Source organism: Pseudomonas sp. Z4-20, assembly GCF_051131955.1.
Taxonomy (GTDB): Bacteria; Pseudomonadota; Gammaproteobacteria; order Pseudomonadales; family Pseudomonadaceae; genus Aquipseudomonas; species Aquipseudomonas marvdashtae.
This window is the reverse complement of sequence record NZ_CP071641.1, coordinates 3,622,719-3,648,680: the sequence shown is the minus strand read 5'-3', so window position 1 is coordinate 3,648,680 and position 25,962 is coordinate 3,622,719. Positions and strand designations below refer to the sequence as shown.

The following is a 25,962-nucleotide window of genomic DNA, read 5'->3' as shown; positions in this document are numbered from 1 at the left end:
CACAGGGTTTTGTGTCAGGGCTGACCGGCCTTTGGCAACTCAATCACAAACCGCGTCCAGCCATCAGCCGATTCGCAACGGATCTCCCCGCCATGGGCGCGGATGATCGAGCGGGTGATGGCCAGCCCCAGTCCAGCGTGCTCGCTGCTGCCTTCCTGGCGGGACGGGTCGGCGCGATAGAAGCGGTCGAACAGGCGCGGCAGCAAATCTGCTGCAACCCCCTCGCCACTGTTTTCCACGCTTACGCTCACCCCTTGAGCCCCATCGATAATTCGCACCCGCACTTCGCCGCCAACTGGGGTGAAGCGCAGGGCGTTGTCCAGCAGGTTGGAAAAGGCCCGACGCATCATGTTGCGGTCACCCTCGATGCAGCTTTCGCCCTCGCGACCCAGCCGCACATTGGCGTCTTCGGCTAACGGTGCGAAAAAGTCCAACAGCACGTCCACTTCCTCGGCCAGTTGCAGCGGTTCGCGATTGAGCGCCAGCAGGCCGTGGTCAGCCTTGGCCAGGTAGAGCATGTCGTTGACCAGTTGCGCCATCCATTGCAGTTCTTCGAGATTGCTGTGCAACGCCTCGCGGTAATCTTCCAACGAGCGCTCACGGGTGAGGGTGACTTGGGTATGAGTCAGCAAATTCGACAGGGGCGTGCGCAATTCATGGGCGATATCGGCAGAAAACCCGGAGAGCCGCTGAAACGCATCATCGAGGCGCCCGAGCATGTCGTTGATGCTGTGGGCCAATTCCGCCAGTTCGGCAGGCATATGCTCTTCTGGCAGTCGGGCATCGAGCGAGCGGGCCGAGACGCTGCCGGCAATCGCGCCCATGCGTCGCAAGGGGCGCAAGCCACGCCGGGCAGCCCAGGCGCCGAGCAGGGCGGTGGCCACTGCCGAGAGGCCGACGGTCAACCAGATCAGGCGCTGCATGCGCTGCAGGAAGTGCTGGTGATGAGTGATGTCGAGCAGCAGCGTGAGCTGCGCTGAGTCCGCGCGATCAAGATACAGCGGCGCATTCAACACCCGATAATCAGTGTCGGCGTCGCTGAGCGTGGACAAGCCGGGCCGCTGCGGCACTTGCGCTGGAATTCGAATCGAGCCGCCATGCCAGCGGACGCCTTCGTTGTCCTTGATGCGCAAGGCCAGGTCTGCCTGACGGCTCAACTCATCGTCCAGAAGTTTGCGCGGATCGTGGCCATGGCTGTCCTGCAAGGCGCGCCGCACGCCAATCAGCTTGGCTTCGAGCACTTGCTGGTCCAACTCGATGAAATGTGCCTCGCTGCCTCGGCTGAACAGTACGCCGGCGAACAATGACACGACGGCGGTGCAGGCCGCGAAAAGCAGCGCCAACCGGTTGCTCAGCGACCAGCGGCGGGTCACAGGTTGCGCTCTTCGAGGACATAGCCCATGCCGCGCACGGTGTGGATCAGCTTGTTGGGAAAGTCATCGTCAACCTTGATCCGCAGACGCCGGATCGCCACCTCGATGACGTTGGTGTCGCTGTCGAAATTCATGTCCCAGACCTGCGAGGCGATCAGGGACTTCGGCAGTACTTCGCCCTGGCGCCGCAGCAACATTTCCAGCAAGGCAAACTCCTTGGCGGTCAGGTCGATGCGTCGGCCATTGCGTTCGACGCGGCGGCGGATCAGATCCAGGCGCAAGTCGGCCAGTTGCAAGCTGGTTTCCTGGGCCGCCGAACTGCCTCGGCGCAGCAGGCTTCGAACCCGGGCCAGCAGTTCGGAAAAGGCAAAGGGCTTGACCAAGTAATCGTCGGCACCCAGTTCCAACCCGTGTACCCGGTCCTGCACCGCATCGCGCGCGGTCAGGAACAGCACCGGCGTTTCCAGCCCAGCACCGCGTACCGCTTGCAGGATCTGCCAGCCATCGCGACCGGGCAGCATCACGTCGAGAATCAGCAGCGCGTATTCACCGCTCAGGGCCAGTTGCTCGCCGGTGATGCCATCGGCCACCAGGTCGGCGTTGAACCCGGCTTCGCTCAAGCCTTGGCGCAGGTATTGGCCGGTTTTCAGTTGGTCTTCGACAATCAGCAGTTTCATGGGTTGCTCGCGGCTGTGTTTGAACGAGGGCGTTATACCGTGGTGCATGGTGTCATGGGGCAAGCTGACAAAGTTGTAATGCGACTGCAAGCCAGTTGGCGGAGCAAGGGCTCAAGAGAACCGTAAAGACTGGTAGAATCCGCTGATTCTTCAGTCAGGTTTCCGTCATGCATCCCGCAGCCGAACACTCGCCGCTGGGCAAATCCAGCGAATACATCGCCACGTACACGCCGTCACTGCTGTTCCCGATCCCGCGCACCGCGAAATGGGCGGAGCTGGGACTGACAGCCGAGACCCTGCCGTACAAGGGTGTGGATTTCTGGAACTGTTTCGAGCTGTCCTGGCTGTTGCCGTCCGGCAAGCCAGTGGTGGCTATCGCTGAATTCGCGATCCCGGCGGATTCGCCGAACATCATCGAATCCAAGTCCTTCAAGCTGTACCTGAACTCCTTGAACCAGACGGCGTTCAACGACAGCGCGAGCCTGCAAGCCACTCTGCGCCAGGACCTGTCGGCCGCGGCGGGCAAGCCGGTAGGCGTGCGGATTCGCAGCCTCAAGGATGTCGAAAGCGAAGGCGTCGTCGCCTTGCCTGGTGTGTGCGTAGACGACCTGGACATCAGCGTCGACTCCTACGAGCATCCGCGTCCCGAGCTGCTGCGTTGCGATGCATCGCGTATCGTCGAGGAAAGCCTGCATAGCCATTTGCTCAAGTCCAACTGCCCGGTGACCAGCCAGCCGGACTGGGGCAGCGTGGCGGTGGAATATCGCGGTGCGGCGCTGGACCACGCGAGCCTGCTGGCCTACATCGTCAGCTTCCGCCAGCATTCGGACTTTCACGAGCAGTGTGTCGAGCGGATCTTCCTGGACCTGCAGCGCTTGCTCAAGCCGGAGAAATTGACGGTGTATGCGCGGTATGTGCGGCGGGGTGGGTTGGATATCAATCCGTATCGCAGTACTGAAACGGTGCAGTTGCCGAACCAGCGCTTGGTTCGTCAATAAATATCCCTTCAAGGGTATGTAAGCCAACAGTAAAAAGCCCCGCTATCGCCAGCGGGGCTTTTGCATCCGGTCATTCAGATTCCCATGTTGCCCAACGTCAGCATGATGTTGCGCAAGGTGCCCGCGATACCCGGGTGGTCAACTTCAAAGCGCTCCACGGCCAAGTTTACGCCATCGGCCAAACTGGGATTTTGAAGAGCGTTTTCCAATTTAATCTCGGCTTCAAGTTGAGCCATGAGCTCGTGCAGATTTTCTCGCTCCGACTCGGACAACGGCGGGTTCTGTTCCAATTGCTCGCGCAAGGTATCGAGTTGGTCTTGCAGTTCGCGGCGGGCAGGCATTGGCGTACTCCCTTTATTGATAGGCACTTCCATGGACCGTGACGCGGCGTCAAAAGTCCGTGGCTTGCCTTAAGAGTAATCCACACTTACGCGCCCTGCATGATCCTGGTCAGGGCTTCTCGCCTTTAAGTCGGCGCAGGCTGATATCGGCCAAGCAGGTATCGAGTTCGCCCAGATGATCGATCACCGAATGCACGCCCAGGCCGAACAGCTGCACGGTGGCCTTGGCGCGTTTGGCCTCCCGTGCTTGTTGGCTCAAGGCCTGCCACTCGGCGGGCGCCAGGCCGCACAACGAGCCACAGGACGCCAGCCCGATGGTCCACAGACCGGCGTTGAGCCCCGACTGCAACAACTTCGGTTCGCTACTGACCAACACGCAGCCGTCCAATTGCTGGACGTCCAGCGCCATCAGCGATTGCCAGCAGGCATGCGGTGCTGGCCATGGCTGATTTGTTGCAGGAAGTTGCGGCGCCTTGATGAATGCCGGCAATGAGGCGGCGAGGCTATGGCTGACAGCAGGCGGCAATTCGTCGAGCCAGGCGCAGGGAATATCCAGATGCTGCAAACGTTGCAGGCTTTCCAATGCACCGGGTGTCGGTTGTGCGAGATCCGTCGGCGTGGCCCCTGGCTGGCGAACACGCGCGCCGAAATCCACCAGGCATCCACTCAGGCCAAACAGTACGGCGGTGAGGCTGGGAGCGGGGAGGGGCAGGGCTTCGGCGCGGGGCATGAGAACGTCCTTGAAATAACCAAGCAGCCTAACGAGGTCCTATGACATTCCGGTGACAATGAAATGAAGGCAGCGGATCGGGGAATGTTCCTACAGTCAGATGCTCTTTTCAGTGCTGCCTATCCACGCGTTCCGCCTTATACTAGCCACCTTACCGCCTGGGCTCGGCGCCCTTGCCAGATTAATCCAAGGAGTTTTTCCCTATGCGCTGGAGCCATCGTCTAGCTCAGCTGTGTCTGTCTGCCAGTGTCCTGCTGGTGCCGTTCGCCGCCCAGGCCGCCACGGAAGAAGATCCATGGGAAAGCGTCAACCGTCCGATCTTTACCTTCAACGACACCATTGACACCTATGCCCTCAAGCCGCTGGCCCAAGGTTATCAATACGTAACGCCGCAGTTCCTTGAGGACGGCATCCACAATATGTTCCGCAACATCGGTGATGTGGGCAACCTCGCCAACGACGTGCTGCAGGCCAAACCGGCCGCCGCCGGGGTCGACACTGCACGACTGATTTTCAACACCACCTTTGGCCTCCTGGGCTTCTTCGACGTAGGCACCAAGATGGGATTGCAGCGCAACGACGAAGATTTTGGCCAGACCTTGGGGTACTGGGGCCTGGGCAGCGGGCCGTACCTGATGCTGCCCTTGCTCGGGCCCAGCACGTTGCGTGATGCGCCGGCGAAGATGGTCGACAGCTATGCCACGCCGTACCCGTATATCGATAATGTGTCGGTGCGCAATTCGATCTGGGGCCTGAACATCGTCGATACCCGCGCCAGCCTGTTGTCGGCCGAGAAGATGGTCAGCGGCGACAAATATGTGTTCATCCGCAATGCCTACCTGCAAAACCGCGAATTCAAGGTCAAGGATGGCCAGGTCGAAGACGATTTCTGATTTCGATTTGTAAAACAAGAAGGCGGCCGAAAGGCCGCCTTCTTCGCTTTGGCGTCCGCCAAGGCACCGTTCCATCCTTCCATTGAGTTACGCTTCGCTCGGTTCTTATAACTCTCCGTGCTTTGACAAATAAAGACGGCAAGCGGCTATCTGCATGAGCTTGAAACGCCCCGCGGATGGGAGTACCGTCTGCGCCTTAGAAGGGCACCTCTGATGTATATGCGTGTAGGGCAAAAGCCTGAAACCTGTACGACAGAGAGGCTAGAAAGCGAATCCAGTAGTGCGCGCCAGGCCCGATTGCCCAGCCCGCTACGCCAACCTAATTCTGGCGCCGTTTGCCCACATGCCAATAACCAGTGCCACGCTGCTGATAATCGATGATGACGAAGTGGTGCGAGCCAGTCTCGCAGCCTACTTGGAAGACAGTGGTTTCAGCGTCCTGCAGGCCAGCAACGGCCAACAGGGTCTCCAGGTATTCGAGCAGGACAAGCCCGACCTGGTCATCTGCGACCTGCGCATGCCGCAGATGGGCGGACTCGAACTCATTCGCCAGGTCACCGAGCTGTCGTCGCAGACCCCGGTGATCGTGGTGTCGGGTGCGGGCGTGATGAACGACGCGGTCGAGGCCTTGCGCCTGGGCGCGGCGGATTACCTGATCAAGCCCCTCGAAGACCTCGCCGTGCTTGAACACTCGGTACGCCGGGCGCTGGACCGCTCGCGCCTGTTGGGGGAAAACCAGCGCTATCGCGAGAAGTTGGAAACGGCCAACCGTGAGCTGGAAGCCAGCCTGAACCTGTTGCAGGAAGACCAGAACGCCGGGCGCCAGGTGCAGATGAACATGCTGCCGGTCAGCCCCTGGACAGTCGATGGCTTCCGCTTTGCCCACCAGATCATCCCGTCGTTGTACCTGTCGGGAGATTTTGTTGATTATTTCCGGGTCGATGAACGTCGAGTGGCGTTCTACCTGGCGGACGTTTCCGGCCATGGCGCTTCGTCGGCGTTCGTGACGGTACTGCTGAAATTCATGACCACGCGCTTGCTGTTCGAATCCAAGCGCAACGGTACCTTGCCGGAATTCAAGCCTTCGGAAGTCCTTGGGCATATCAACCGGGGCCTGATCAGTTGTAAGCTGGGCAAACACGTCACGATGGTCGGTGGAGTCATCGACGAGGAGACTGGTTTGTTGACGTATAGCATCGGCGGTCACCTGCCGTTGCCAGTGTTGTATACACCCGACAGTGTTCGTTACCTGGAAGGGCGTGGCTTGCCGGTAGGCCTGTTCAACGAGGCGACCTATGAAGACCACGTGCTGGAACTGCCACCGGCGTTCAGCCTGACGCTGATGTCTGATGGCATTCTGGACCTTTTGTCGGAACCTACACTCAAAGAGAAAGAAGCGGCCTTGCCTGAACGGGTGAGTGCAGCGGGCGGCAGCCTGGAAGGCTTGCGTCAAGTGTTTGGATTAGCCACGCTCGGGGAGATGCCGGATGATATCGCCCTGTTAGTGTTGAGCAGGAACCTTTGATGAGTACCGGTAGAATCCAGTTCGCCGAGCAGGACGGCACATTTGTCCTGAAGTTTGTCGGTGAAGTGCGCCTGACCTTGTGTTCAGCGCTGGATGCGACAATCGAAAAGATCTTCACCGCGCTGAACTTCAGCGCCATCGTGATCGACTTGACCGAAACCCGCAGCATCGACAGCACCACCTTGGGCTTGCTGGCCAAGCTGTCGATCCTGTCGCGGCAAAAGGTTGGCCTGCTGCCTACCGTCGTCACCACCCACAACGACATCACCCGTCTTCTGCAATCGATGGGCTTCGACCAGGTGTTCAATATCGTCGGCGACCCGATACCATGCCCGGAGTGCCTGGACGATCTGCCTGACCAGGACCAGTCCGAAGAGGAAGTGCGGATCAAGGTGCTGGAAGCTCACAAGATCCTCATGGGACTGAACGACTCCAACCGTGAAGCGTTCCATGACTTGGTTAACGCGTTGGAGCGTCCTTGATTCTCTCTATTGGCTGAGCGGCCTTAGCGCAGCAGCTACATCACAACGGCCGCACAAAAAAGGGCGAACCCATTCAGGTTCGCCCTTTTGCATGTCGCTGACTCAGTTCAGAGCTTGGCTTGCAGCAACGCTTCCAGCTTCTCCTGGTCCCGAGCGAACTGGCGGATGCCTTCGGCCAGTTTCTCGGTCGCCATGGCGTCCTCGTTGGACAGCCAGCGGAACTGTGCCTCGTTGAGGCTCAAGCGTGCTTCTCCGGCTTGCCCAGGCGCCAGCTTGCGTTCCAACTTGCCCTCGTCGGCGGCCAGTTTTTCCAGCAGTTCAGGGCTGACCGTCAAGCGGTCGCAGCCGGCCAATTGCTCGATCTGGTTCAGATTGCGGAAGCTTGCGCCCATGACCACGGTCTTGTAGTCATTGGCCTTGTAGTAGTTGTAGATGCGCGTCACCGATTGCACGCCCGGATCATCGGAACCGGTGTAATCGTTGCCATTGGCCTTCTTGTACCAGTCATAGATACGACCCACGAACGGCGAAATCAGGAACACGCCGGCATCGGCGCAGGCGGCGGCTTGGGCGAAGGAGAACAGCAGGGTCAGGTTGCACTGGATACCCTCGCGCTCCAGCTTCTCGGCGGCGCGGATGCCTTCCCAGGTGGACGCGATCTTGATCAGTACGCGCTCACGACCCACACCGGCCTTTTCGTACAGGTCGACCAGGCGATGGGCACGCTTCAACATGGCCTCGGTGTCGAACGACAGGCGCGCATCCACTTCGGTGGAAATGCGCCCCGGAATCACTTTCAGGATCTCTTGGCCCACCGCGACGCCAAAACGGTCGCTCGCCAAGCCCACGTCGCCCTTGCAGTCCGCCACGCAGGCGTTCAGCAGCTCGGCGTAACCATGAATGGCCGAGGCCTTGAGCAGCAGGGAAGGGTTGGTGGTAGCGTCTACGGGCTTGATGCGGGCGATGGCTTCGAAGTCGCCGGTATCGGCCACGACGGTAGTGAACTGCTTGAGTTGTTCCAGCTTGGAAGTCATGGGCGTGCTCTGTCCTATGGGTCCGTTGACATTACCCGAGGGCCGGCAGCCACTCAAGGGTGTGAAGAGGTATCGATGGCCCCAGCGGCAACAACCTGAAAACAGCTGTTTGAAAGGCCGGGGCAACTACCGCTAGATACGATGCCAAAACAGCTTGCAGGTTCAACGCCACCGCCTGATGGTCATGGCTGTTGTGCGTTCAGGAACAAGCCTGCAATACTTTCCGGCAGACGTGCCGTCGAGATCAGGATCAGCCGCTGACCGGCCCGAGTCATTGCCATGTAGAGTTTGCGCGAGTTCTGTTCGCACTCCTGGGCGGACAGTACGCCGGCCTGGGCCGTTTCTTTCATGAGTTTTTCCAGGCCCAACAGAAACACGATACTGGCTTCAAGCCCGGTAGCCGTGTCCAGGCTGGAAACACGCAGATTATCTACGTCGACGTGTACGGACTCCATGCTGTTCAGATCCCAGACTTTGCGCGAACCGAATCGCTCACTCAATGCCTTGAACAGAAGTTTCTTATTGGTATCTCGTCCATAGAGAACCAGCATGTTCGATAGGTTAATCTGCTGGGTTTGCAGGTAGTCGGCTATCTCGTTACAGGTCTGTATGACCGCATCCTGGGGAGTGTCTGATCGGATCAGCAGCGGTTCGATACCTTCATCCATGCCATCGAAATCAGGTTGCAGATAATCGTCCGGGTCGGTTTGGGTGAATTCGGCCAAGACAAGACCGGCAGCCCGAAGTATGGCCTGAGTGGTTCGGTAGGAGTGGTGAAGCTTCTTCGTTTTGCCCGCTACATCCAGGCCTACACGCTTCCAACTGAGTCGGCTTTTCAAAAAGCCCTGGTTGGGATCGGCGCATAAAAACAAGCTGCCTTCGGATTCGGTCAATGTGCTTTTGACCAGTTGAAACCAGGTCGGGGCGAAGAACTGAGCTTCGTCTACCAGGATATGCTGGTACTTATCGAGTTTATCGAGCGTCCTGAGGCACAAGTCACGGGACAACGAACTCCATAAGCAAGCGCCTTGCTTGCTCAGCGCGTCAGTGACTTGCCGGTAGAGAGACCACACTTGTGTTCGTTCTTCCTTGCGCAAAGCGAATCCCTGGCCGGCGCGTTCCGCGGCCAGATAGTCCTGCTCGTTGGAGATCAGTGACTCGTTGATGAAATCGAACTCATCCAGGAGTTGCTGATCATCGGGTTTTAACTCGGGAAAGGACTTTCGATAATGGGCGATTTGGCTAGTCACCCTGATGGGTGATGCCATCTCCGGTTGTGACTCAAAATGATTCACCCATTGCTGCCGTATCCATGCCAATGCCGTCATGATTGTCAGGTTGCGAGGCAAACCGTCCGGGCTTGCCTTTTTCAAGCGGTGCTTGAGGTCTTTAACCACCGGGACGTTATGGATCAGCATCAATATTTTCTGATCGGGAAACTTCTTTGCCAGGATCAAAGCTCGGTTAGCGGCAATCAATGTCTTGCCGCTACCCGCAACACCGTTGACCAGCCTCACTGAGAAGTCATGCAAGGTTTGCGTTTGTTCTTCAGGCAGCTCCAGATCCAGCTTACTGGCCCATTCTTGTTGTGAGTCCAGAAAGTAACGTGTGGTTTTTGGCGAGTTATTCCGCGAGAAATGGCGGCGAGTTGTACAGATTGCAGGTATCTCAGCTTCTGGAAAGTAGTGCCCCATAAGCATGTCGCTGGCTTCGTGGCTCAGTGAGCTAAGCAATTTGGCCAGTTGTTCATGGCCATGATCAATAAAGGTGCTCTTGGACATCAGCCGCGGGCCATCAGGCCTTGAGTAATGCTGCCACAGGCGCCGGGTCTGTTCGGGGGTGCAGTTCCACATAACGATCAGCTTGCCGAGCTTCTGTCCGGTCGGCATCCCGTCGGGCTCGGTTGCTTCCAGGCGCAATAGCAGCTCCTTGAAGGCCTGCTGTTCGGTTGCAGCGAACAGTTGATCAGGATCCAGTGCTTCAAAGGAGGTTTCACACAACAACATAACCAGCCATTGATGTTGCGCGTGTTGAACGAAAAAATCCGGTGCCCAAGCTTCCCGAGCAAGGCACTGACGTACGACATGGTGATCGTCCAATTTGCGCAGCACGCGTTTAACGTGAACATGCGCGCCGGTGCTGCGTTGCCATTCAGGAATAAATAGCGTCATGGCGTGAGCACCACTTTGCTGCATCGGCTGATCAGGCTTGAATAATCATTGGCCCATTGCTGCGTGATGCTGTTGCTGCATTCGATTCCTTGCGTTAATTCAGGTCCGATGATGATCAATTTCGTCATGGCCCGGGTAATGGAGACATTCAATCGCTCAGGTTGGAAGAAAAATTCCGCCACAGCCCCAATGAATACCTCATCGCCACTGGCCATTGAAAAAATGATGAGCTCACGTTCCTGTCCCTGCATTCGCTCAACCGTATCCGCTACAATACCGCTGGCGATTTCGCGCCCGAAATGACGGGCCAACAGCGTTCGAATCGCCCGGCCTTGGGCTCGGTAAGGCGTGACAATGCCGATATCGGACAGGGCGATGCCCATGGTCTGGGCGACCTTGCAGAGTTCTACTACGTACTGGGCATCGCGATAGTTGCGCGTCTTGGCCGTTCTGTCGGCCGTGGGGATAAATACGGCGCTTGCGTCCGGATCAAAGACGCGGTCCATCGGGGACTTGACGTCAACGTAATCGAAACGTCGTGCCTTGTTAGGCCCTGCTGCACGTAACTTGCCTTTGTAGTAAGTGTTGCTCGGCCACTCGGTCAACCACTGGTTCATCCGATAGGTTTCTTCGAGCATTACCGTATGGTCGGCGGTTTGGGAGGTGAGACGGCCAAATATCGACATCGATTCACCGGACAGGATCGACTGGGACAACAGCACCGGTGGCAGTTGTTTCTGGTCCCCAATGAAGATAAATCGCCTACCTTTTCGCATGGCCATCAGCGCGAGGGGGAGGGTAATCTGACTGGCTTCGTCAAAGATCACCGTGTCGAACTTGAAATGCTCTAGCTGGCTGCCGGTGGCAAACGGTGTTGCGCCAATGACATAGCCACTTCCGTCCTCGGGTAAGTTCTCCCAGTCGGCGGGTGTTTTTGCCCAGTCGACGGTCTTGCTTACGTCCTCTCGCCGACCGCCAATCTTCACGGTCGGAATTTTGCGCTCGGCAATCTTGGCAAGGGCGTTGTTGATAGCCATATGCGTATGGGAGGTGACGAACACCCGTTCCTGACGCTCAACCAATAGTTGTGCAATAAGAGCCAGTGCGCGGGTCTTGCCTGTCCCTGGAGGCCCTTGGATACAAGTCATTTGCTCGGCGGCATAGGCCATGGCGACAGCGCGCGCCTGTAACTCGTTACACTTGTTCTTAACAGCGAAACTCTCGGCATAATCCAGCTCCGCGTCGTTGAAAGTAATGATCGGCGCGGTATCGAGCAACGGGACAATGATATTGTCGGCATGGACTGAATCGGCAATATCTTCCAGGGCCTTTTCATAGCGCGGCGTCAGATCCAGCGCGTCCATGTCGGCATAGCAAGGTCCGTCCTGGTACTGGTCCCATACCGTATGGGCCAGTTTCTCGCTCAGCAACCATCGGCCATCTTCTTCACGCTCGAAGGTCATCCGGGCGCACAACAGGCCGGTAGACGGATCGCCCAAGTGCAACCGCAACATGTCCCCTTCACGAAAACGTGATTCACTGGCATCGAGAGAGGCCCAAAGACACGTCGCTTTGTCGGCTTTTTCCAGGCGCGTGAAACCCTGGGTCAAACCCTTTTCAAGCTTCTCATGTAATGGTCGCTGCCAGGTTTGCAAGAGTTGATGAAGGTTTGCATCGCGCTCGGCATGGACAAATTCAAAAAGCTTTTTAATAAGCGGATGCTGCCCTTGCATGGCGGTAATCGTCCTTGTGATCCGTGATGGCATAACAGTTTTACATACTGTTGGAACAAGGTGCGAGTGTTGTGGATCCAAAAATCGCCCTTTTGAGCGAGTATCGAGTTAAATGCAAGTGGCGAGTTTTTAACTAAATCGTTTGCGTGACCGGCGCGCGTTAACGCCCCTCCAGCAACTGTCCCGCCTGGTCCAGAAGCGCCAACGGATCCGTCGTCTTGTGGATGTCCACCGACAACAACTGCCGAAACCGCCGGGCCCCCGGGAAGCCAGTGCCCAGCCCCAATACATGCCGGGTGATGTGATGCATGGCGCCACCTGTGGCCAAGTGATCGGCGATATAAGGCCGCAACTGTGCCAGGGCTTCGGCGCGGCTGATGATCGGCGCGGTACTGCCGAACAGCTGTTGATCGACCTCGGCCAGCAGGTACGGGTTGTGGTAGGCCTCGCGTCCGAGCATGACACCGTCGAACGTCTGCAGGTGTTCGTGGCACGCCTCGAGCGTCTTGATCCCGCCGTTCAGGACGATTTCCAGTCCAGGGAAATCAGCTTTCAACCGCGCCACCACGTCATACCGCAACGGCGGAATGTCACGGTTCTCCTTCGGCGAAAGCCCTTCCAGGATCGCAATCCGCGCATGCACAGTAAAACTGGTGCACCCGGCTTCGTGCACCGTGCCGACGAATTCACACAACTGCTCGTAACTGTCGCGTCCGTTGATTCCGATCCGATGCTTGACCGTCACCGGAATCGACGCCGCATCACGCATCGCTTTCACGCAATCGGCCACCAGCTCTGGATGCCCCATCAGGCAGGCGCCGATCATGTTGTTCTGCACTCGGTCGCTGGGGCAACCGACATTCAGATTGACCTCATCGTAACCGTGTTCCTCGGCCATCCGGGCACAGGCCGCCAAGTCGCTCGGAACGCTACCGCCCAGCTGCAAGGCAAGCGGATGTTCGGTCTCATGGTGGCGCAGGAAGCGCTCGTGATCACCGTTAAGCAGCGCGCCAGTGGTGACCATTTCGCTGTAGAGCAGGGCGTGTTTGGAGAGGATGCGCAGGAAATAGCGGCAATGGGCGTCAGTCCAATCCATCATCGGCGCAACGGAAAAACGGCGGGACAGCGAAGCAGGTTGTAGGGGCATTGGGAATCTGAGTCATCGGGGCGAATGGGCGTAGTTTATCAGGGATGCTTGTCGGGTACTTGGCGGGCTCTCGAGCCTGGCGACTCAATCGTTAATGACAACCAGGCAGAGCGCAGGCTCGGTCATCGTTTCGACGCACACCTTGTCTTCATGATTTAATGTGGCTACGATAATTACATGCAGATTACTTATGACCCAGCCAAAGACGCTCGCAACGTCGAAGAACGTGGACTTCCGTTTGCCCTCGTGCGGGACTTTGAATGGTCTACAGCATTGATCCTGGAAGATGATCGATTCGACTACGGCGAGTGTCGCTATCGCGCGATGGGGTACATAGGGGATCGGCTGCATGTCGTAGTGTTTACCCACGGGGTGACGCAGTCCACGTCATCAGCTTTCGTAAAGCCAACAAACGGGGGTCAAAAATTATGACCAAGAAACCCAGTCCTGAGAGGGTCGATACGGCGAACCCCGAATGGTCGACCGAAGACTTTGCCAAGGCCAAACCAGCCAGCGAGGTGCTTGTGGGATTGTTCGGCAAAGCTCAGGCAAAGGAAATGCTCAAGCCAAAGCGTGGTCGGCCAAAGGCGGCAGCCACTAAAGAACACGTCAATGTTCGTTTCGATGCTGACGTGCTGGAGAAATTCAGGGCTTCTGGGCCGGGCTGGCAAACACGGATGAACGCCGCCTTGGCCGATTGGCTCAAGACGCATACACCGGAAGAACTGAAGGCTTAGCCGCCAGATATTATTCCCCAAATAGTTAGCCGCCGATGAGGCGGCTTTTTGCTGTCTGCTGATTGGTTTTGTTTCGGTAATGTCTAGTCCTGAAACAGGTGTAAACCTATTTCAGGACTAGACAAGGTATGGGGGCGCCAGCGATTGCGGTTGGCCCAGCGCCTGCGCGCGAGACGGGCCGTTATTTCATTGTGTCGTGCCTACGCTGATAACGGCTTGGCTGTTGATTTCCACGAGGCTTAACGCACCGTCGGAAAAGGAGCAGCCGGTGTCCATATAAACCACGTTGCCGAGGCGCGTGACCTTGGGGACGGTTGAGTGCCCGACGTAGAGCGCGTGGAGGCCCTTGATTGAAGTCTGGTCCTGTCGTTCTATTTTTTCTCGGGCATACAGGGCTTGCGCCAAGGCTTGGTGTTGACACTGCTCTCCCAGTTTTCCGGTAATGGCGTCTTTCGCACTCTGCCAATCATCGTTAAGGCCGATCATCGGCGCCTGGGCATGTACGACCCCGACCGTTTCGTTTGGCGATAGATGGATTTCGATCATGACTGGAAGTTTTTCGAAGGCCTTTAACAGCTTGTCCTGGATGGCAGGCTTCAACGTGTAGAGCCAAGCGCCACCGTTGCGGATATGCCTGGGTCTGTCCCCATGGCCGGTGATACCGTCGATCAGCATTTGCTCATGATTGCCGCGCACCGCGTGAAACCAGGGCTTCTCAAGCCAGTTCAATACGCCCTCAGAGTCGGGGCCCCGGTCGATAAGATCGCCCACGGAAAAAATACGGTCCAGTTCGGTATTGAAGTTCAGCGTGTTCAAGGCCGTGGCAAGTAACTCGAAATGACCGTGGATGTCGCCCACCACGAAGTCGCGACCTTGCTTGTTCGCGGGGAAGGAGGCGGTCCTGTACATGGTTTATCTTTTGGCAGATTTGGAGTGGGAAATGTAGCACTTAAATGGGGAGCAAGAGTGAGGCTTATGCTTAGGGTTGGATCGCCTGCCCGATACATTTCTCAAACACTTCTTCCATAGGCCCAAGCACGCCGTTGTAGGCCGCGATATTGGCGCAAATCCATTCGTCTTTTTCGATCCCCCACCAACTGATCTCAAATCCGGCATTCATGATCAGATGCTCAAACAGTATGCGCTGGGCGCGGCCATTGCCTTCGCGGAAGGGGTGCACGACGTTTATGTCGCAATAGGCATCTGCCACAGCCACGATCAACTCCGCTCGGTCCATGCCCTCGAACCAGTTCGCCGTCGCCAGTTTGGCGAAGATCTTGTCGGCTTCCTTTTCCATGTATTCGGGTTGGCAAAAGCGCGTGGCTTGTTTGGCCATGCCAACGGTGCGCAGCTCCCCGGCCCACTCGAACAGGTCGCAGAACAATGCTCGATGGATATTCTGTAGGTAGCTCAGGCTGTAGGGGGGAGGGTTGAATTCGACGCTTGCCGCTGCGATGGCCGACAGTTGTTGTTCGGCTTCGTCCAGGGTCGATTCGTCGCGGATCTCGAGTTTATTGCGAAGGACGGTGGAGCCCGCGTAGCAGTAGGCGTCTTCGCCTACGCCGTATTTGTCGGGCATCAGGTTCGGGTCTGGGTGAAGGTCTTCAGGACTTGTTCACGGGAGGGCAGCTTGCATTCGCCGTCTTCGGGAGACACCTTGAAGCCTTCCAGGCGCAGGCTGGCGGCGTAATTGGATCGGCGCGTCCTGGCCGCGTAGGCCTTCTTTGTCTCAAGGCTGACATTGCCCATGGGGCTGAACCTCAATCGCGTGGGTGAACGGATTATAGCCCATCCCGCCGCCAGGGCCTACGCCGTGGCCGAGATGATTCGGTCCTTCAGGAGCCTGGATTGACCAACGGAGCTTGCATCGCGGTGCGTCTCAAAATACTGTGTATGCATCCAGTGTCCGGGCATTCTTCCATGCAACTCATCGCTAAGCTCGGCATTCTTGCCGACGCCGCCAAATATGACGCATCTTGCGCCAGCAGTGGCGCCCCCAAACGCAGCTCTCGGGGGCGCGACGGGCTTGGCGCGACCGATGGCATGGGCATTTGCCATAGTTATACGCCGGACGGCCGCTGTGTTTCTCTACTCAAGGTGTTGCTGACCAATTTCTGCCTGTATGACTGCCAGTACTGCGTCAACCGTCGCTCCAGTAATGTCCCGAGGGCGCGATTCACGCCGGAGGAGGTGGTTCGCCTGACACTGGATTTCTACCGGCGAAACTGCATCAGCGGCCTGTTCCTCAGCTCCGGCATTATTCGCTCGGCGGATTACACAATGGAGCAATTGATCCGAGTGGCACGGCTGCTGCGAGAGGAACACCAGTTCCGCGGTTACATCCATCTCAAGACCATTCCCGATGCTGATCCGCTGTTGATCGAAGAAGCGGGACGGTTGGCGGACCGCCTGAGCGTGAACATCGAACTGTCCAGCGAGGTGAGCCTCAAGCGCCTGGCGCCGGAAAAGCAATTGACGACCATCCGCCAGGCCATGGGCACCATCCATCAGGGTCAACAAGCGGTGGCCGGCGAGCCTCGGGCGCCGCGTTTTGCCCCGGCCGGGCAAAGCACCCAAGTGATCGTGGGGGCTGATGCCACCGATGACCACGCCATCCTGAGCAATGCCGAGTCGCTCTACCAAGGCTACGGCTTGCGGCGGGTCTACTATTCCGCCTTCAGCCCGATCCCCGACAGCCCCGCCAGCGTTCCGCTGGCCGCGCCGCCATTGCTGCGCGAGCATCGTCTGTATCAGGCCGACTTCCTCATGCGCGGCTACGGCTACAAGGCCGGCGAGCTGCTGGGAAAAACCGCCAACCTGGACCTGGACATCGATCCCAAGCTGGCCTGGGCATTGGCCAACCGCGAGGTTTTCCCTCTGGACCTCAACCGCGCCGAGCCTGCGTTGCTGGCGCGTATCCCCGGCATCGGCCTGCGGAGTGTGCAACGCCTGGTAGCGCTGCGCAGGGAGCGGCGGATTCGCTACGACGATCTGGTGCAGATGCGCTGCGTACTGGAGAAGGCCCGGCCGTTTATCGTCACCAGCGATTATCGACCCGCCGACGCTCAGATGCGCAGCGGCTTGCTGCGGGCGCGTTTGCGCGATCCTCAACGGCCTGTGCAAATGGGATTATGGGCATGATCGCGCTGGATTGTGACGATGATTTCGCCATCTGGCGTGACCAGGCCCGAACATTGCTCGGACATGGAATCGACCCCTGCGACGTGACATGGTCCCAGGGCCCCACGGCCGATTTATTGGCCGTGCCGGCGCCCTTGCCGCAAGGTCCGGGACCGTTCCGCACGCGCGTTCCGGCGGCCTTGTTGGATCAGCTCGAACAGGCCAGCCGCTATCAGGGTGAGCAGCGCTGGAGTCTGTTGTATGAAGTGCTCTGGCGCGTCGCCCATGGCGACCGCACGGCCATGCTCGCCGGGGATCGACTGGGCAGCGAACTGCAACGGCGCATCAAGCAGGTCAGCCGCGAAGTCCATCATCTGCATGCCTTTGTGCGTTTCATTCCCTTGCCGCCAGCCGTGGCCGAGCGACTGGAACTGGATCTGGTGGCTTTCCACCAGCCGGCCCACGACATCCTTGAAAGCGCCAGTGGTCATTTCGCCGAGCGGCTGGGCCGGCAACGCTGGCTAATCGCAACGCCTCGCGACGGTATCCGTTTCGATGGCCAATCGCTGGATTACCAGCGGCGCTGCCCCGAGCAGTGGCAACAATGGGCCCGCCACGCCGAGGATCCCGGCGCCGAGTTGTGGCGCACCTATTATCGTCACATTTTCAACCCGGCAAGGCTCAATCCCACCGCGTTGCGACAGCACATGCCGGGGCGATTCTGGAAGCATTTGCCGGAAGGGAACTTGATTCCGCAGCTGGTGGGACAGGCGCGGCAGGGGAAGCAGCGGGATGGGCAAGCGTCGGAGGTGGGGGAGAGGGAAGGTAAGCGGATAATCGTTGGCAGCATGGCAGAGGCACTGCGTTGAACGACGTATCTGTGCAAACCCCAAACAAGTCCTGTGCCGCGCACACTGTGTTCCGGTGCAGACCATCCCCCTAGCATTCCCTCGTCCACTCCACGAATGAAGGAATCTCCCATGCAACGTTTCGCCCGCCGTTTCCTCAGTGCTTGTGTCTTATCGGGCGTTCTCGCCAGTGCCGGCGCCTCGGCCGAAAGTCACCCGACCATCCGCGCCATGTCTGGCGCCGTGCCGGTCAGTCAATTGCCTTCCGGTAAAACCGCGTTACTGGTTATTGATTTTCAGAACGAGTACTTCACCGGTAAGATGCCGATCCCCGATGGCCCTGCAGCGCTGGGCAATGCTCGCAAACTGATCGAGTTCGCCGATGAACATCAAATGCCGGTCTACCATGTCCAGCACATTGCGCCTGCCGGTTCGCCAGTGTTTGCCCTCGACGGTGAAACCGTGAAATTCCACCCTGACATGCAGCCCCGAGCCAAGGATCCGATCTTGCAGAAAACCACCGTGAGCGTGTTCGGCAGCACCGACCTGGACAAGCGCCTGAAAGCCGCGGGCATCGAGAACCTGATCGTCTCCGGCCTCATGACCCATGCGTGCGTGGCGGGGGCTGCCCGTGATGCTGCACCCATGAGCTACAAGGTGCTGGTGGCGGCCGATGCCTCGGCCACCCGCGCGATTACCCGAGCCAACGGGGACTCGGTCGACAAAGACACTTTGCACAAGGCTGCCCTCGCCGAGATCGAGGACACGTTCGGTGATGTGATGAACACCGCCGACATCATCAAGTTACCGGTGCGCTAAAGCCCATGAATCAGATGCTCGCCATGCGCGTGTTCCGCTGCATCGCCGAAGCCAAGGGTTTTTCAGCCGCCGCCGAGCGACTGGACACCACGCACTCCTCGGTGTCCCGGCATTTGCAGCAACTGGAATCCGCGCTGGGCGTGCGTCTGATCAACCGTAATACCCGGCACATGAGTCTGACGGCGGCAGGGGAAGGGTATTACGCAGCTTGCGTGGATATTCTCGATCGCGTGGACGCTGCGTCCCATGCCGCCGCCCTGGAACAGGAGCGGCCCTCCGGACTGCTTCGAGTCAGCGCGCCGCTGGTCATTGGCACGTTGGAGCTCGCGCATTGGTTGCCGGCGTTCCAGGCACGTTTTCCGGATATCAGGGTTGATTTGTCGTGCTCCGATTCCCTGATCGATCTGGTGGCCGATCGCTTCGATGTGGCGCTGCGAATTTGCGGACCGTTGGCCGACAGCAGCTTGGTCGCCCGGTTGCTCAGCATCTCGCCGCTGGTGCTCGTGGCGGCGCCGGCCTATGTGTTCAAGTGCGGTTTGCCTCGCAGCGTGGCCGAACTCTACGACCATCGATTGCTGACCTACGGGGTAGCCACTCAGTGGACGCTCGGCAATGAAGGCGGCGAATCGACCACGCTGGATTGCCAGGGCACATTTCATACGGACACCATTACCGCCTTGCACGCCTGCGCCCGCGCGGGCGGTGGCATCGCCGCGTTCACCTTGGCGACGGTGCAGGATGACTTGCTGGCGGGTAGGCTGGTGCGGATCCTGCCTGAGCACACCCTCGGGGAGCGGCACTACTACGCGCTTTATCCTCATGCCCGGCATCTGCCAGCCAAGGTTCGGGCGTTCGTCGATTACATGGCGCAGTACTACCAGGGTAAGGCCTGACCAGGACTAAGCCGACGGGCTCAACGAAGCCCCTTCCAGGGTCTTCCATAACTTGCGCATCGTCGGATTGCGATTGGCAATCGCACAATACGAGCGAATCTCCAGCCGCGTACTCCATTGCTCGTCACCGGCCCTGACCAGCAACCCTCGCTCCAGCTCATCGATCACTGCGCTTTGTGGCAACCAGGCCACGCCGTAGCCTTCGATTGCCATGCGCATCAGCAGCATCGCCATGTCGGCTTCATAACAGCGCTCCAGCGCGGCCGGGGCCGGGCCGTTCTTGATGACAATGTCGGCGACACGGCCGAGAAACGTCGTGGCCGTGTAGGCGAGGTACGGGACGGCTTTGCCGGAGCGGCCCGGCAGACGGAACAGCGGCTCGCCCTTGCGATTGGGCGCACAGAGTGGAATGAATGCGTCGTGGCCGAGGGTCAGGCTGCCAAAACGCTCGACGTCCAGCAGAATGGGCGCGAGTGGGTGATGGTAGACCATCATCAAGTCGCAACTGCCTTCTTCCAGGGCAATGACCGCGTCGTGGATATTGGCGGCCACTACCCGGGCGTTGAACTGCTCGTTGTGTTGTTGGAATTGCGAAAGCCACTTGGGCAGGAAGGTCATCGACAGGCTATGGCCTGCGGTGATCTGGATCGAGCGTCCCGGCATGCGTTCCACATCGCGCAAGGTTGAGCGCAACCTCAAGAGTCCGGCCAGCGCTTCCCTGCTTTCATCGCAGAAGGTAATGCCCGCCGCCGTCAATTGGACGGGGTAGGTGCCACGGTCCACGAGTTTGACCCCCACCCATTCCTCAAGCGAACGAATGCGCCGCGACAAAGCCGATTGCGTCACACACCGGACTTCGGCTGCCCGAGAGAAGTTCTTACATTCGGCAATCGCCAAAAGATCGTCCAGCCATTTGAGTTGCATCTTGGAATCTCCCGCTGCGATCGACAGATTCTAGAACTCATTGCCCCGGCCTATCGCAGCGAATTCGAAATTATTCCAAAAACGCATGGCGTCAGCCGGATTACTCATCATGTCGCTCAATCCGCTCCCTAGAATCGTCCTCGTAGCGTTGATGACTCGCAGCAGCGTGCGGTCAGCGTATTCCCCGCCAAGTAAAAAAAATCCAAGAACTACTTGAGGACAGTACCGTGAAGAAGAACAAGCTCCCGCGTCGAATAGCAATGGGCATTGCCTTAGGCGTGCTGACGGGTTGGGCGTGTCATCATTTCGCAGGGAGCGAGCAAAACGCCAAGGAGATTGCGGCGTATTTCTCGATGGTCACGGATATTTTCCTGCGCATGATCAAGATGATCATCGCGCCGCTGGTGTTCGCGACGCTGGTGGGGGGCATCGCCAGCATGGGCAATTCCCGTTCCGTGGGCCGGATTGGCGCCCGGGCAATGGCCTGGTTCGTGACGGCGTCGGTGGTCTCGCTGCTGATTGGGATGGGGTTGGTGAATTTGTTTCAACCCGGTGCCGGATTGAACATGGAAGTGGCCCAGCATGCGACCGCCGCCGTGCCGGTCAACACCGGCGATTTCAGTCTCAAGGCGTTTATCGGTCATGTGTTTCCTCGCAGCATTGCCGAGGCGATGGCCAATAACGAAATCCTCCAGATCGTGGTCTTTTCGCTGTTCTTCGGCTTCGCGCTGGCTGGCGTCAAACGCGCCGGTTTTATGCGTATCACCGATTCCATCGAGGAGCTGGCGAAAGTGATGTTCAAGATCACCGACTATGTCATGGCCTTCGCGCCGATTGGGGTGTTCGCCGCCATTGCGTCTGCCATCACCACCCAGGGGCTGGGCTTGCTGGTGGACTACGGCAAGCTCATCGCCGAATTCTACTTGGGCATCCTGATTCTCTGGGCACTGTTGTTCGGTGCCGGGTACGTGTTCCTCGGACGTTCCGTGTTCCACCTTGGCAAGCTTATTCGCGAACCGATCCTACTGGCGTTTTCCACCGCCAGCAGCGAATCCGCGTACCCCAAAACCATCGAGGCGCTGGAGAAGTTCGGCGCGCCTAAGCGCGTATCCAGTTTCGTCCTGCCCCTGGGGTATTCGTTCAACCTGGACGGCTCGATGATGTACCAGGCCTTCGCCATCCTGTTCATCGCCCAGGCCTACAACATCGACCTGAGTTTCACTCAACAGGTGCTGATTCTCCTGACGCTGATGATCACCAGCAAGGGCATGGCCGGCGTCGCGCGTGCCTCGGTCGTGGTGGTCGCGGCAACGTTGCCGATGTTCAACCTCCCGGAGGCGGGGCTGCTGCTGATCATTGGTATCGATCAGTTCCTGGACATGGCGCGCACTGCCACCAATGTGGTGGGCAACAGCATTGCAACGGCAGTCGTCGCCAAAGCCGAGCCGCACGAGGAGCCTGCTGAGGACGGCCGCGAGCAGGCTACCGTCCGGTCAGCCGTCGAACCGGTTCCGGTGGTTTGAGGAGCCAGGATATGAGAGCGAAGGGGAAGTCGATTCGCAACGCGCTTGCGGTGCGCAAGCTAGGCATCGTCGGTGGCCTGGGGTCGCTGGCTGGCGCTGATTTGTTTAATAAACTGGTCAAGTCCAGGGCCGTGCTGGAGGAGCCGGGTCGCTACCATTTCCTGTTTGAGCAGCACCCCTTCAAAGACGTGCTGCTGCCCTTGGACGAAAGCGCGAGCATGACGTCGCGCCAGTTCTACGTCTTCCAGGTCTGCAAGGCATTCGAGGCCAATGGCCTTGATGCAGTGATGCTGCCATGCTTCGCGAGCCAGACTTTCCGCGCGCAGATCCAGGCTGAATTGGGTATCGCGGTTCTGGACATGATGGCCGCCCTGAGCCGACACGTCCGCCGCCGCGTACCGGTCGGGGCAACGTTGGGCGTGATTGCTTCCGACTTCGTGCGCCATTGCGGTTTGTTCGAAGATCACTTCGGCAAGGACTTCCCCATCGTCTACCCCGCCGTCGAAGCACAATCGAATGTGATGGAGGCGATGTACGGCCTCGATGGCATCAAGGGCGGTCACTTTGAAGGCGCACCGTTCGAGGCGGTTTTCCAGGCGTGCCTTTCGCTTCAAGCCCAGGGCGCCACCCTGATTCTGCCCGGCATGACTGAGCTTTCGCTCATCGGCAATGACTTGCAGCGCCGTGGGATCGCCGTGCCGGACATCAATCAGGTTTACGTGGATTTCGCGACGACGGACCGCGAGCCGCCGAGCCGTCCGGCGTTCAAGCTGGGTGTGGTTGGCGGTGTCGGGCCTGCGGCCACGGTGGATTTCATGGCCAAGGTGGTCAGCCATACGCCGGCTCGCAAAGATCAGGACCACATCAAGATGGTTGTCGAGCAAAACCCACAAATACCCGATCGAACGGCCAATCTGCTGCGCGCCGAAACCGACCCGACGATGGCGTTATACGCCGCGTGCAAGCGCCTTGAAGCGTCGGGCGCCCATGCCATCGCGATCCCCTGCAACACCGCCCACGCGTTCGTCGAACGTATCCAGGCGCATTTGACGGTGCCGATCGTGAATATGCTGACCGAGACGGTGGACTGGATTGTGGACGAATACGGCGCCGGCAAGGCGGTCGGCCTGCTGGCGACCTCGGGTACGTTGCAAAGCCAGGTCTATCACCAGGCTGCCAACCGCGCCGGGCTTGAGCTTGTTGCGCCCGGTGTCGATTATCAAGCCATGGTAATGGAGGCGATCTACGGGCCCCGCGGTATCAAGGCCGGCTACACCGAAGGGCTCTGCAAGGAGCAATTGCTCCTCGCGGCCGAACACTTGTGCGAATTGGGCGCGAAGGTGTTGATCCTCGGGTGTACGGAGTTGCCGCTGGTGCTCGGCCATTGCCCGGCTTACGAGCTCAACGGCCATCGCGTGGCGTTGGTAGACCCGACGATGATCTTGGCGTTGAAATGCATTGCGCTGGCCGGGATGCTGGATGAGGCGCCGGGCGACTCCAAGGCTCCGTCGCCACAAGGGTTCAGTTCAATCAGACGGTTTTGATGACACTCGGCGGCCTGCGCAAGGCGGCAATATCACGCTTGGGGGATTCGCCGAACAGGCGGCTGTATTCACGGCTGAACTGCGAGGGGCTTTCATAGCCGACCCTGTAGGCGGCGCTCGCCACGTCCAAGTGCTCATTGAGCATCAAGCGCTTTGCCTCGTTCAACCGCAGCCACTTCTGGTATTGCAGCGGACTCATCGCGGTGAGCTGACGAAAATGATGATGGAACGTCGGCGCGCTCATCTGCACTCGGGCCGCGAGGTCGTCGACGCGGATTGGCCCGGTGTAGTTCAGTTTCAGCCAGTCTATCGCCTTGGCGATCCGATACCCCTGGCTGTCGACGGAGGCAATCTGCCTCAGTCGCGCCGCCTGGTCGCTCATCAACAGTCGATAGTGGATTTCACGCTGGATCAATGGCGCCAGTACCGGGATCGCCTCGGGCTCATCCAACAAGGCCAGCAAACGTGCGAACGGCGCCAGGAAATCAGGCGTAGCCGTACCGATTCCGGCGCCAATCCCGACCGGGCGTTCCACGCGTGGCGCCAGGCCGCCCTGGGCGACCAGATCGGCGACCATGCGCAAGTCCAACCTCATGACCAAGCCCAGGCACGGCTGTTCCGGGCTTGCCATCAGCACTTCGGAATTTGCGGGCATATCCAGCGATGTCATGAGGAACCGCGTGGTGTCATAGCCATAAGCCTGGCCGCCGATCCAGACTTGTTTCATGCCCTGGGCGACGAGGACGACGCTCGGTTCGATCATGCAGGTCGCGGGCGGGGCAGGGGCGTCGCGGCGGAAAAAACACAGGCCGGCAATCGACGTCTCGAAGTCGCCCGTTCCGGTCGCCCGGGTACCGATGAGGCCCGCGAGGCGCTTTTGTGGCGATCTGCCTTGAGTGGTCATGTCGATCTTCTGTCGGGTTGATAGTTATGGGCAGAACATTAACCCGCCAAGCGAAGCGTTGCCTACGCCCTACAGATACGTTCACAGGATCAGGCAAGAACTCCAGTGAAACGTTCTACCGACCAACGGCGCGAGTCCTTGAAAATGCAGAATCCAATCAGCGGCTGCGAGCCGTTGTTTTCATTTTCGGGCGTTGCATAGCCCGACGCTTAACCCATCGATAATTCAAGGCTTTCATCAATGACCACTACCTCATTACCCAAACCGCAGGGCCAGCCTGCGTGGGGTGCGGTGCTCGCCATGTCGCTTGCCGCCTTCGCGCTCGTGGCCTCGGAGTTCATGCCGGTCAGCCTGCTGACGCCGGTAGCGACGGATCTTCACGTCAGCGAAGGGCAGGCCGGCCAAGGCATTGCCGTCTCCGGCGCATTTGCACTGGTCACCAGCCTGTTCATCGCATCGGTTGCCGCGCGAGTCGACCGCAAATGGCTACTCTCGGCGCTGACAATGCTGATGATCGTGTCTGGAACAGTGGCTGCTGTGGCGCCCAATTACGCGATATTCATGGTCGGCCGTGCGTTGATCGGCGTTGCGATTGGCGGCTTCTGGTCGCTGTCGGCGGCCACGGCCATGCGCCTGGTACCGGAGGACAAAATCCCCCGCGCCTTGGCTATCGTCAATGGTGGCAATGCCTTGGCGACGGTGGTGGCCGCGCCGTTGGGCAGTTTTCTCGGGGCGATCATGGGTTGGCGGGCCGCGTTCTTTTGCATCGTGCCTGTCGCCGCGCTTGCCCTCGTCTGGCTGCTGTTGCGCCTGCCTTCGATGCCCGCCAATGCGAAACGAGGCACTGGCAACCCTTTCAAATTGATGGCCCAGGCGCCGGTGGCATTGGGCATGCTGGCGGTCAGCACGTTCTTCATGGGTCAATTCATGTTGTTCACTTATCTGCGCCCGTTCCTGGAAACAGTGACGCAGGTGAGCGTGTCGCTGCTGTCGTTGATGCTGTTGGTGGTGGGTTTGGCGGGTCTGCTCGGCACCTTCCTGATCGGCTCATTCCTGGAAAATGGCTTGTATCGAACGCTCGTCATCATCCCATTATTGATGGCAGCAATTGCCCTCGCCTTGGTTGCGTTCGGTGAGTCGGTGATCATCACCGCCGTGCTGCTGGGTCTCTGGGGCCTGGTGGCGACAGCGGCCCCAGTTGGCTGGTGGACCTGGCTGGCTAGGTCCTTGCCCGAGAATGCCGAAGCAGGCGGCGGATTGATGGTGGCGATCGTCCAGCTTGCCATCGCCACGGGCGCCACCGTTGGGGGCGTCCTGTTTGATGCGAGCGGCTATCGTGCGACGTTCGAAACCAGCGCCGGCGTACTGGGCATTGCTGCCGTCCTGGCCTTCCTGGCGGCTCGCCAGTCTCCGCCCGTTTCGAGTGCGGCGACGTCCGGTGCGTTGGGTTGATCAGAGACGATGCGGCGAGTGCAAAGCCACAAAGTGCTTGAATGAACCGCTGGGCGGCTGCGGTTGGTGGCACATTGATATCTTGCTAAGCTTT

At 59.0% G+C, this 25,962-nt stretch carries 26 protein-coding genes; 13 read left to right on the top strand and 13 right to left on the bottom strand.

Annotation, left to right across the window (positions count from 1 at the left end; all coding sequences use genetic code 11):
• Positions 1-14: 14 nt before the first annotated feature.
• Both J3P82_RS16555 and J3P82_RS16550 read right to left on the bottom strand, forming a co-directional pair.
• Complete coding sequence (locus J3P82_RS16555; protein ID WP_434557814.1) at positions 15-1,373, bottom strand: heavy metal sensor histidine kinase; 1,359 nt, start codon at positions 1,371-1,373, stop codon at positions 15-17.
• Positions 1,370-2,050, bottom strand: a complete 681-nt coding sequence (locus J3P82_RS16550) for a heavy metal response regulator transcription factor (RefSeq protein ID WP_434557813.1) — start codon at positions 2,048-2,050, stop codon at positions 1,370-1,372. The genes J3P82_RS16555 and J3P82_RS16550 overlap by 4 nt, the downstream gene beginning before the upstream one ends.
• A gap of 167 nt (positions 2,051-2,217) precedes the next feature.
• On the opposite strand from J3P82_RS16550, the gene queF reads away from it, so the two are divergent.
• The gene (gene queF / locus J3P82_RS16545) at positions 2,218-3,048 is read left to right on the top strand and encodes an NADPH-dependent 7-cyano-7-deazaguanine reductase QueF (protein ID WP_434557812.1); all 831 of its coding nucleotides are present in this window, start codon (positions 2,218-2,220) and stop codon (positions 3,046-3,048) included.
• A 74-nt stretch (positions 3,049-3,122) separates the two neighbouring features.
• Here the strand turns inward: queF and J3P82_RS16540 are convergent, their stop codons facing one another.
• Both J3P82_RS16540 and J3P82_RS16535 read right to left on the bottom strand, forming a co-directional pair.
• Positions 3,123-3,389, bottom strand: a complete 267-nt coding sequence (locus J3P82_RS16540) for a DUF4404 family protein (protein WP_434557811.1) — start codon at positions 3,387-3,389, stop codon at positions 3,123-3,125.
• A 109-nt stretch (positions 3,390-3,498) separates the two neighbouring features.
• A complete protein-coding gene (locus J3P82_RS16535) occupies positions 3,499-4,119 on the bottom strand; it encodes an HAD family phosphatase (protein WP_434557810.1) in 621 nt (206 codons plus the stop codon).
• A gap of 203 nt (positions 4,120-4,322) precedes the next feature.
• Between J3P82_RS16535 and J3P82_RS16530 the strand changes: the two genes are divergently transcribed.
• The 3 genes from J3P82_RS16530 to rssC all read left to right on the top strand — a co-directional run bounded on the left by J3P82_RS16530 (position 4,323) and on the right by rssC (position 7,019).
• Positions 4,323-5,012: an MlaA family lipoprotein gene (locus J3P82_RS16530; RefSeq protein WP_186636509.1), complete on the top strand. Its 690-nt coding sequence runs from the start codon at positions 4,323-4,325 to the stop codon at positions 5,010-5,012.
• Between the two features lie 343 nt (positions 5,013-5,355).
• A complete protein-coding gene (gene rssB, locus J3P82_RS16525; RefSeq protein ID WP_434557809.1) occupies positions 5,356-6,537 on the top strand; it encodes a two-component system response regulator RssB in 1,182 nt (393 codons plus the stop codon).
• A complete protein-coding gene (gene rssC / locus J3P82_RS16520; RefSeq protein ID WP_434557808.1) occupies positions 6,537-7,019 on the top strand; it encodes an anti-sigma factor antagonist RssC in 483 nt (160 codons plus the stop codon). Before rssB ends, rssC begins: the two co-directional genes overlap by 1 nt.
• 107 nt (positions 7,020-7,126) lie before the next feature.
• Here the strand turns inward: rssC and tal are convergent, their stop codons facing one another.
• The 4 genes from tal to dusA form a co-directional block, all read right to left on the bottom strand.
• Positions 7,127-8,053 (bottom strand): transaldolase, encoded by a 927-nt coding sequence (tal, locus tag J3P82_RS16515; protein ID WP_186636508.1) that lies wholly within the window; start codon positions 8,051-8,053, stop codon positions 7,127-7,129.
• Between the two features lie 182 nt (positions 8,054-8,235).
• A complete protein-coding gene (locus J3P82_RS16510; protein ID WP_434557807.1) occupies positions 8,236-10,224 on the bottom strand; it encodes a UvrD-helicase domain-containing protein in 1,989 nt (662 codons plus the stop codon).
• Positions 10,221-11,957 (bottom strand): DEAD/DEAH box helicase, encoded by a 1,737-nt coding sequence (locus J3P82_RS16505; protein ID WP_434557806.1) that lies wholly within the window; start codon positions 11,955-11,957, stop codon positions 10,221-10,223. The genes J3P82_RS16510 and J3P82_RS16505 overlap by 4 nt, the downstream gene beginning before the upstream one ends.
• Positions 11,958-12,117: 160 nt before the next feature.
• On the bottom strand, positions 12,118-13,104 hold the full coding sequence (gene dusA / locus J3P82_RS16500; RefSeq protein ID WP_434557805.1) for a tRNA dihydrouridine(20/20a) synthase DusA: 987 nt from the start codon (positions 13,102-13,104) through the stop codon (positions 12,118-12,120).
• Between the two features lie 177 nt (positions 13,105-13,281).
• On the opposite strand from dusA, the gene J3P82_RS16495 reads away from it, so the two are divergent.
• Positions 13,282-13,536 carry a BrnT family toxin gene (locus J3P82_RS16495; protein WP_434557804.1) on the top strand — a complete coding sequence of 85 codons (255 nt, stop codon included), beginning with the start codon at positions 13,282-13,284 and terminating at the stop codon, positions 13,534-13,536.
• Complete coding sequence (locus J3P82_RS16490; protein WP_434557803.1) at positions 13,533-13,841, top strand: BrnA antitoxin family protein; 309 nt, start codon at positions 13,533-13,535, stop codon at positions 13,839-13,841. Before J3P82_RS16495 ends, J3P82_RS16490 begins: the two co-directional genes overlap by 4 nt.
• 186 nt (positions 13,842-14,027) lie before the next feature.
• Here the strand turns inward: J3P82_RS16490 and J3P82_RS16485 are convergent, their stop codons facing one another.
• The 3 genes from J3P82_RS16485 to J3P82_RS16475 all read right to left on the bottom strand — a co-directional run bounded on the left by J3P82_RS16485 (position 14,028) and on the right by J3P82_RS16475 (position 15,590).
• Complete coding sequence (locus tag J3P82_RS16485; protein WP_434557802.1) at positions 14,028-14,750, bottom strand: metallophosphoesterase; 723 nt, start codon at positions 14,748-14,750, stop codon at positions 14,028-14,030.
• A gap of 70 nt (positions 14,751-14,820) precedes the next feature.
• Entirely contained in the window at positions 14,821-15,420 is a 600-nt protein-coding gene (locus J3P82_RS16480) for a putative adenosine monophosphate-protein transferase Fic (protein ID WP_434557801.1), read from the bottom strand.
• Entirely contained in the window at positions 15,420-15,590 is a 171-nt protein-coding gene (locus J3P82_RS16475) for a YhfG family protein (RefSeq protein WP_186609798.1), read from the bottom strand. The genes J3P82_RS16480 and J3P82_RS16475 overlap by 1 nt, the downstream gene beginning before the upstream one ends.
• Positions 15,591-15,761: 171 nt before the next feature.
• On the opposite strand from J3P82_RS16475, the gene J3P82_RS16470 reads away from it, so the two are divergent.
• The 4 genes from J3P82_RS16470 (at position 15,762) to J3P82_RS16455 (ending at position 19,521) form a co-directional block, all read left to right on the top strand.
• The gene (locus J3P82_RS16470; protein WP_434557800.1) at positions 15,762-16,982 is read left to right on the top strand and encodes a putative DNA modification/repair radical SAM protein; all 1,221 of its coding nucleotides are present in this window, start codon (positions 15,762-15,764) and stop codon (positions 16,980-16,982) included.
• Complete coding sequence (locus tag J3P82_RS16465; protein ID WP_434557799.1) at positions 16,973-17,830, top strand: TIGR03915 family putative DNA repair protein; 858 nt, start codon at positions 16,973-16,975, stop codon at positions 17,828-17,830. Before J3P82_RS16470 ends, J3P82_RS16465 begins: the two co-directional genes overlap by 10 nt.
• Before the next feature lie 111 nt (positions 17,831-17,941).
• Complete coding sequence (locus J3P82_RS16460) at positions 17,942-18,628, top strand: cysteine hydrolase family protein (protein WP_434557798.1); 687 nt, start codon at positions 17,942-17,944, stop codon at positions 18,626-18,628.
• A gap of 5 nt (positions 18,629-18,633) precedes the next feature.
• Positions 18,634-19,521, top strand: coding sequence for a LysR family transcriptional regulator (locus J3P82_RS16455; RefSeq protein ID WP_434557797.1), 888 nt, complete (start codon positions 18,634-18,636; stop codon positions 19,519-19,521).
• A 6-nt stretch (positions 19,522-19,527) separates the two neighbouring features.
• Here J3P82_RS16455 and J3P82_RS16450 read toward each other — a convergent pair whose 3' ends face one another.
• Positions 19,528-20,445 (bottom strand): LysR family transcriptional regulator, encoded by a 918-nt coding sequence (locus J3P82_RS16450; protein ID WP_434557796.1) that lies wholly within the window; start codon positions 20,443-20,445, stop codon positions 19,528-19,530.
• Between the two features lie 227 nt (positions 20,446-20,672).
• Here J3P82_RS16450 and J3P82_RS16445 point away from each other — a divergent pair, with 227 nt between their 5' ends.
• Positions 20,673-21,968, top strand: coding sequence for a dicarboxylate/amino acid:cation symporter (locus tag J3P82_RS16445; protein ID WP_434557795.1), 1,296 nt, complete (start codon positions 20,673-20,675; stop codon positions 21,966-21,968).
• Between the two features lie 11 nt (positions 21,969-21,979).
• Complete coding sequence (locus J3P82_RS16440; RefSeq protein ID WP_434557794.1) at positions 21,980-23,512, top strand: amino acid racemase; 1,533 nt, start codon at positions 21,980-21,982, stop codon at positions 23,510-23,512.
• Here J3P82_RS16440 and J3P82_RS16435 read toward each other — a convergent pair.
• The gene (locus J3P82_RS16435; RefSeq protein ID WP_434557793.1) at positions 23,499-24,416 is read right to left on the bottom strand and encodes an AraC family transcriptional regulator; all 918 of its coding nucleotides are present in this window, start codon (positions 24,414-24,416) and stop codon (positions 23,499-23,501) included. The genes J3P82_RS16440 and J3P82_RS16435 overlap by 14 nt on opposite strands.
• A gap of 240 nt (positions 24,417-24,656) precedes the next feature.
• On the opposite strand from J3P82_RS16435, the gene J3P82_RS16430 reads away from it, so the two are divergent.
• Positions 24,657-25,868: an MFS transporter gene (locus J3P82_RS16430; RefSeq protein WP_434557792.1), complete on the top strand. Its 1,212-nt coding sequence runs from the start codon at positions 24,657-24,659 to the stop codon at positions 25,866-25,868.
• Positions 25,869-25,962: the final 94 nt, after the last annotated feature.

Coding starts and splice junctions, on each gene's coding strand:
- rssB (WP_434557809.1), top strand. CDS start 5,356: ATGCCAATAACCAGTGCCACGCTGCTGATAATCGATGATGACGAAGTG.
- tal (WP_186636508.1), bottom strand. CDS start 8,053: ATGACTTCCAAGCTGGAACAACTCAAGCAGTTCACTACCGTCGTGGCC.
- J3P82_RS16465 (WP_434557799.1), top strand. CDS start 16,973: ATGGGCATGATCGCGCTGGATTGTGACGATGATTTCGCCATCTGGCGT.
- J3P82_RS16510 (WP_434557807.1), bottom strand. CDS start 10,224: ATGACGCTATTTATTCCTGAATGGCAACGCAGCACCGGCGCGCATGTT.
- J3P82_RS16440 (WP_434557794.1), top strand. CDS start 21,980: ATGAGAGCGAAGGGGAAGTCGATTCGCAACGCGCTTGCGGTGCGCAAG.
- dusA (WP_434557805.1), bottom strand. CDS start 13,104: ATGCCCCTACAACCTGCTTCGCTGTCCCGCCGTTTTTCCGTTGCGCCG.
- J3P82_RS16480 (WP_434557801.1), bottom strand. CDS start 15,420: ATGCCCGACAAATACGGCGTAGGCGAAGACGCCTACTGCTACGCGGGC.
- J3P82_RS16485 (WP_434557802.1), bottom strand. CDS start 14,750: ATGTACAGGACCGCCTCCTTCCCCGCGAACAAGCAAGGTCGCGACTTC.
- J3P82_RS16470 (WP_434557800.1), top strand. CDS start 15,762: ATGCAACTCATCGCTAAGCTCGGCATTCTTGCCGACGCCGCCAAATAT.
- J3P82_RS16490 (WP_434557803.1), top strand. CDS start 13,533: ATGACCAAGAAACCCAGTCCTGAGAGGGTCGATACGGCGAACCCCGAA.
- J3P82_RS16435 (WP_434557793.1), bottom strand. CDS start 24,416: ATGACCACTCAAGGCAGATCGCCACAAAAGCGCCTCGCGGGCCTCATC.
- J3P82_RS16460 (WP_434557798.1), top strand. CDS start 17,942: ATGCAACGTTTCGCCCGCCGTTTCCTCAGTGCTTGTGTCTTATCGGGC.
- rssC (WP_434557808.1), top strand. CDS start 6,537: ATGAGTACCGGTAGAATCCAGTTCGCCGAGCAGGACGGCACATTTGTC.
- J3P82_RS16535 (WP_434557810.1), bottom strand. CDS start 4,119: ATGCCCCGCGCCGAAGCCCTGCCCCTCCCCGCTCCCAGCCTCACCGCC.
- J3P82_RS16530 (WP_186636509.1), top strand. CDS start 4,323: ATGCGCTGGAGCCATCGTCTAGCTCAGCTGTGTCTGTCTGCCAGTGTC.
- J3P82_RS16495 (WP_434557804.1), top strand. CDS start 13,282: ATGCAGATTACTTATGACCCAGCCAAAGACGCTCGCAACGTCGAAGAA.
- J3P82_RS16550 (WP_434557813.1), bottom strand. CDS start 2,050: ATGAAACTGCTGATTGTCGAAGACCAACTGAAAACCGGCCAATACCTG.
- J3P82_RS16430 (WP_434557792.1), top strand. CDS start 24,657: ATGACCACTACCTCATTACCCAAACCGCAGGGCCAGCCTGCGTGGGGT.
- J3P82_RS16505 (WP_434557806.1), bottom strand. CDS start 11,957: ATGCAAGGGCAGCATCCGCTTATTAAAAAGCTTTTTGAATTTGTCCAT.
- J3P82_RS16450 (WP_434557796.1), bottom strand. CDS start 20,445: ATGCAACTCAAATGGCTGGACGATCTTTTGGCGATTGCCGAATGTAAG.
- J3P82_RS16475 (WP_186609798.1), bottom strand. CDS start 15,590: ATGGGCAATGTCAGCCTTGAGACAAAGAAGGCCTACGCGGCCAGGACG.
- J3P82_RS16455 (WP_434557797.1), top strand. CDS start 18,634: ATGAATCAGATGCTCGCCATGCGCGTGTTCCGCTGCATCGCCGAAGCC.
- queF (WP_434557812.1), top strand. CDS start 2,218: ATGCATCCCGCAGCCGAACACTCGCCGCTGGGCAAATCCAGCGAATAC.
- J3P82_RS16540 (WP_434557811.1), bottom strand. CDS start 3,389: ATGCCTGCCCGCCGCGAACTGCAAGACCAACTCGATACCTTGCGCGAG.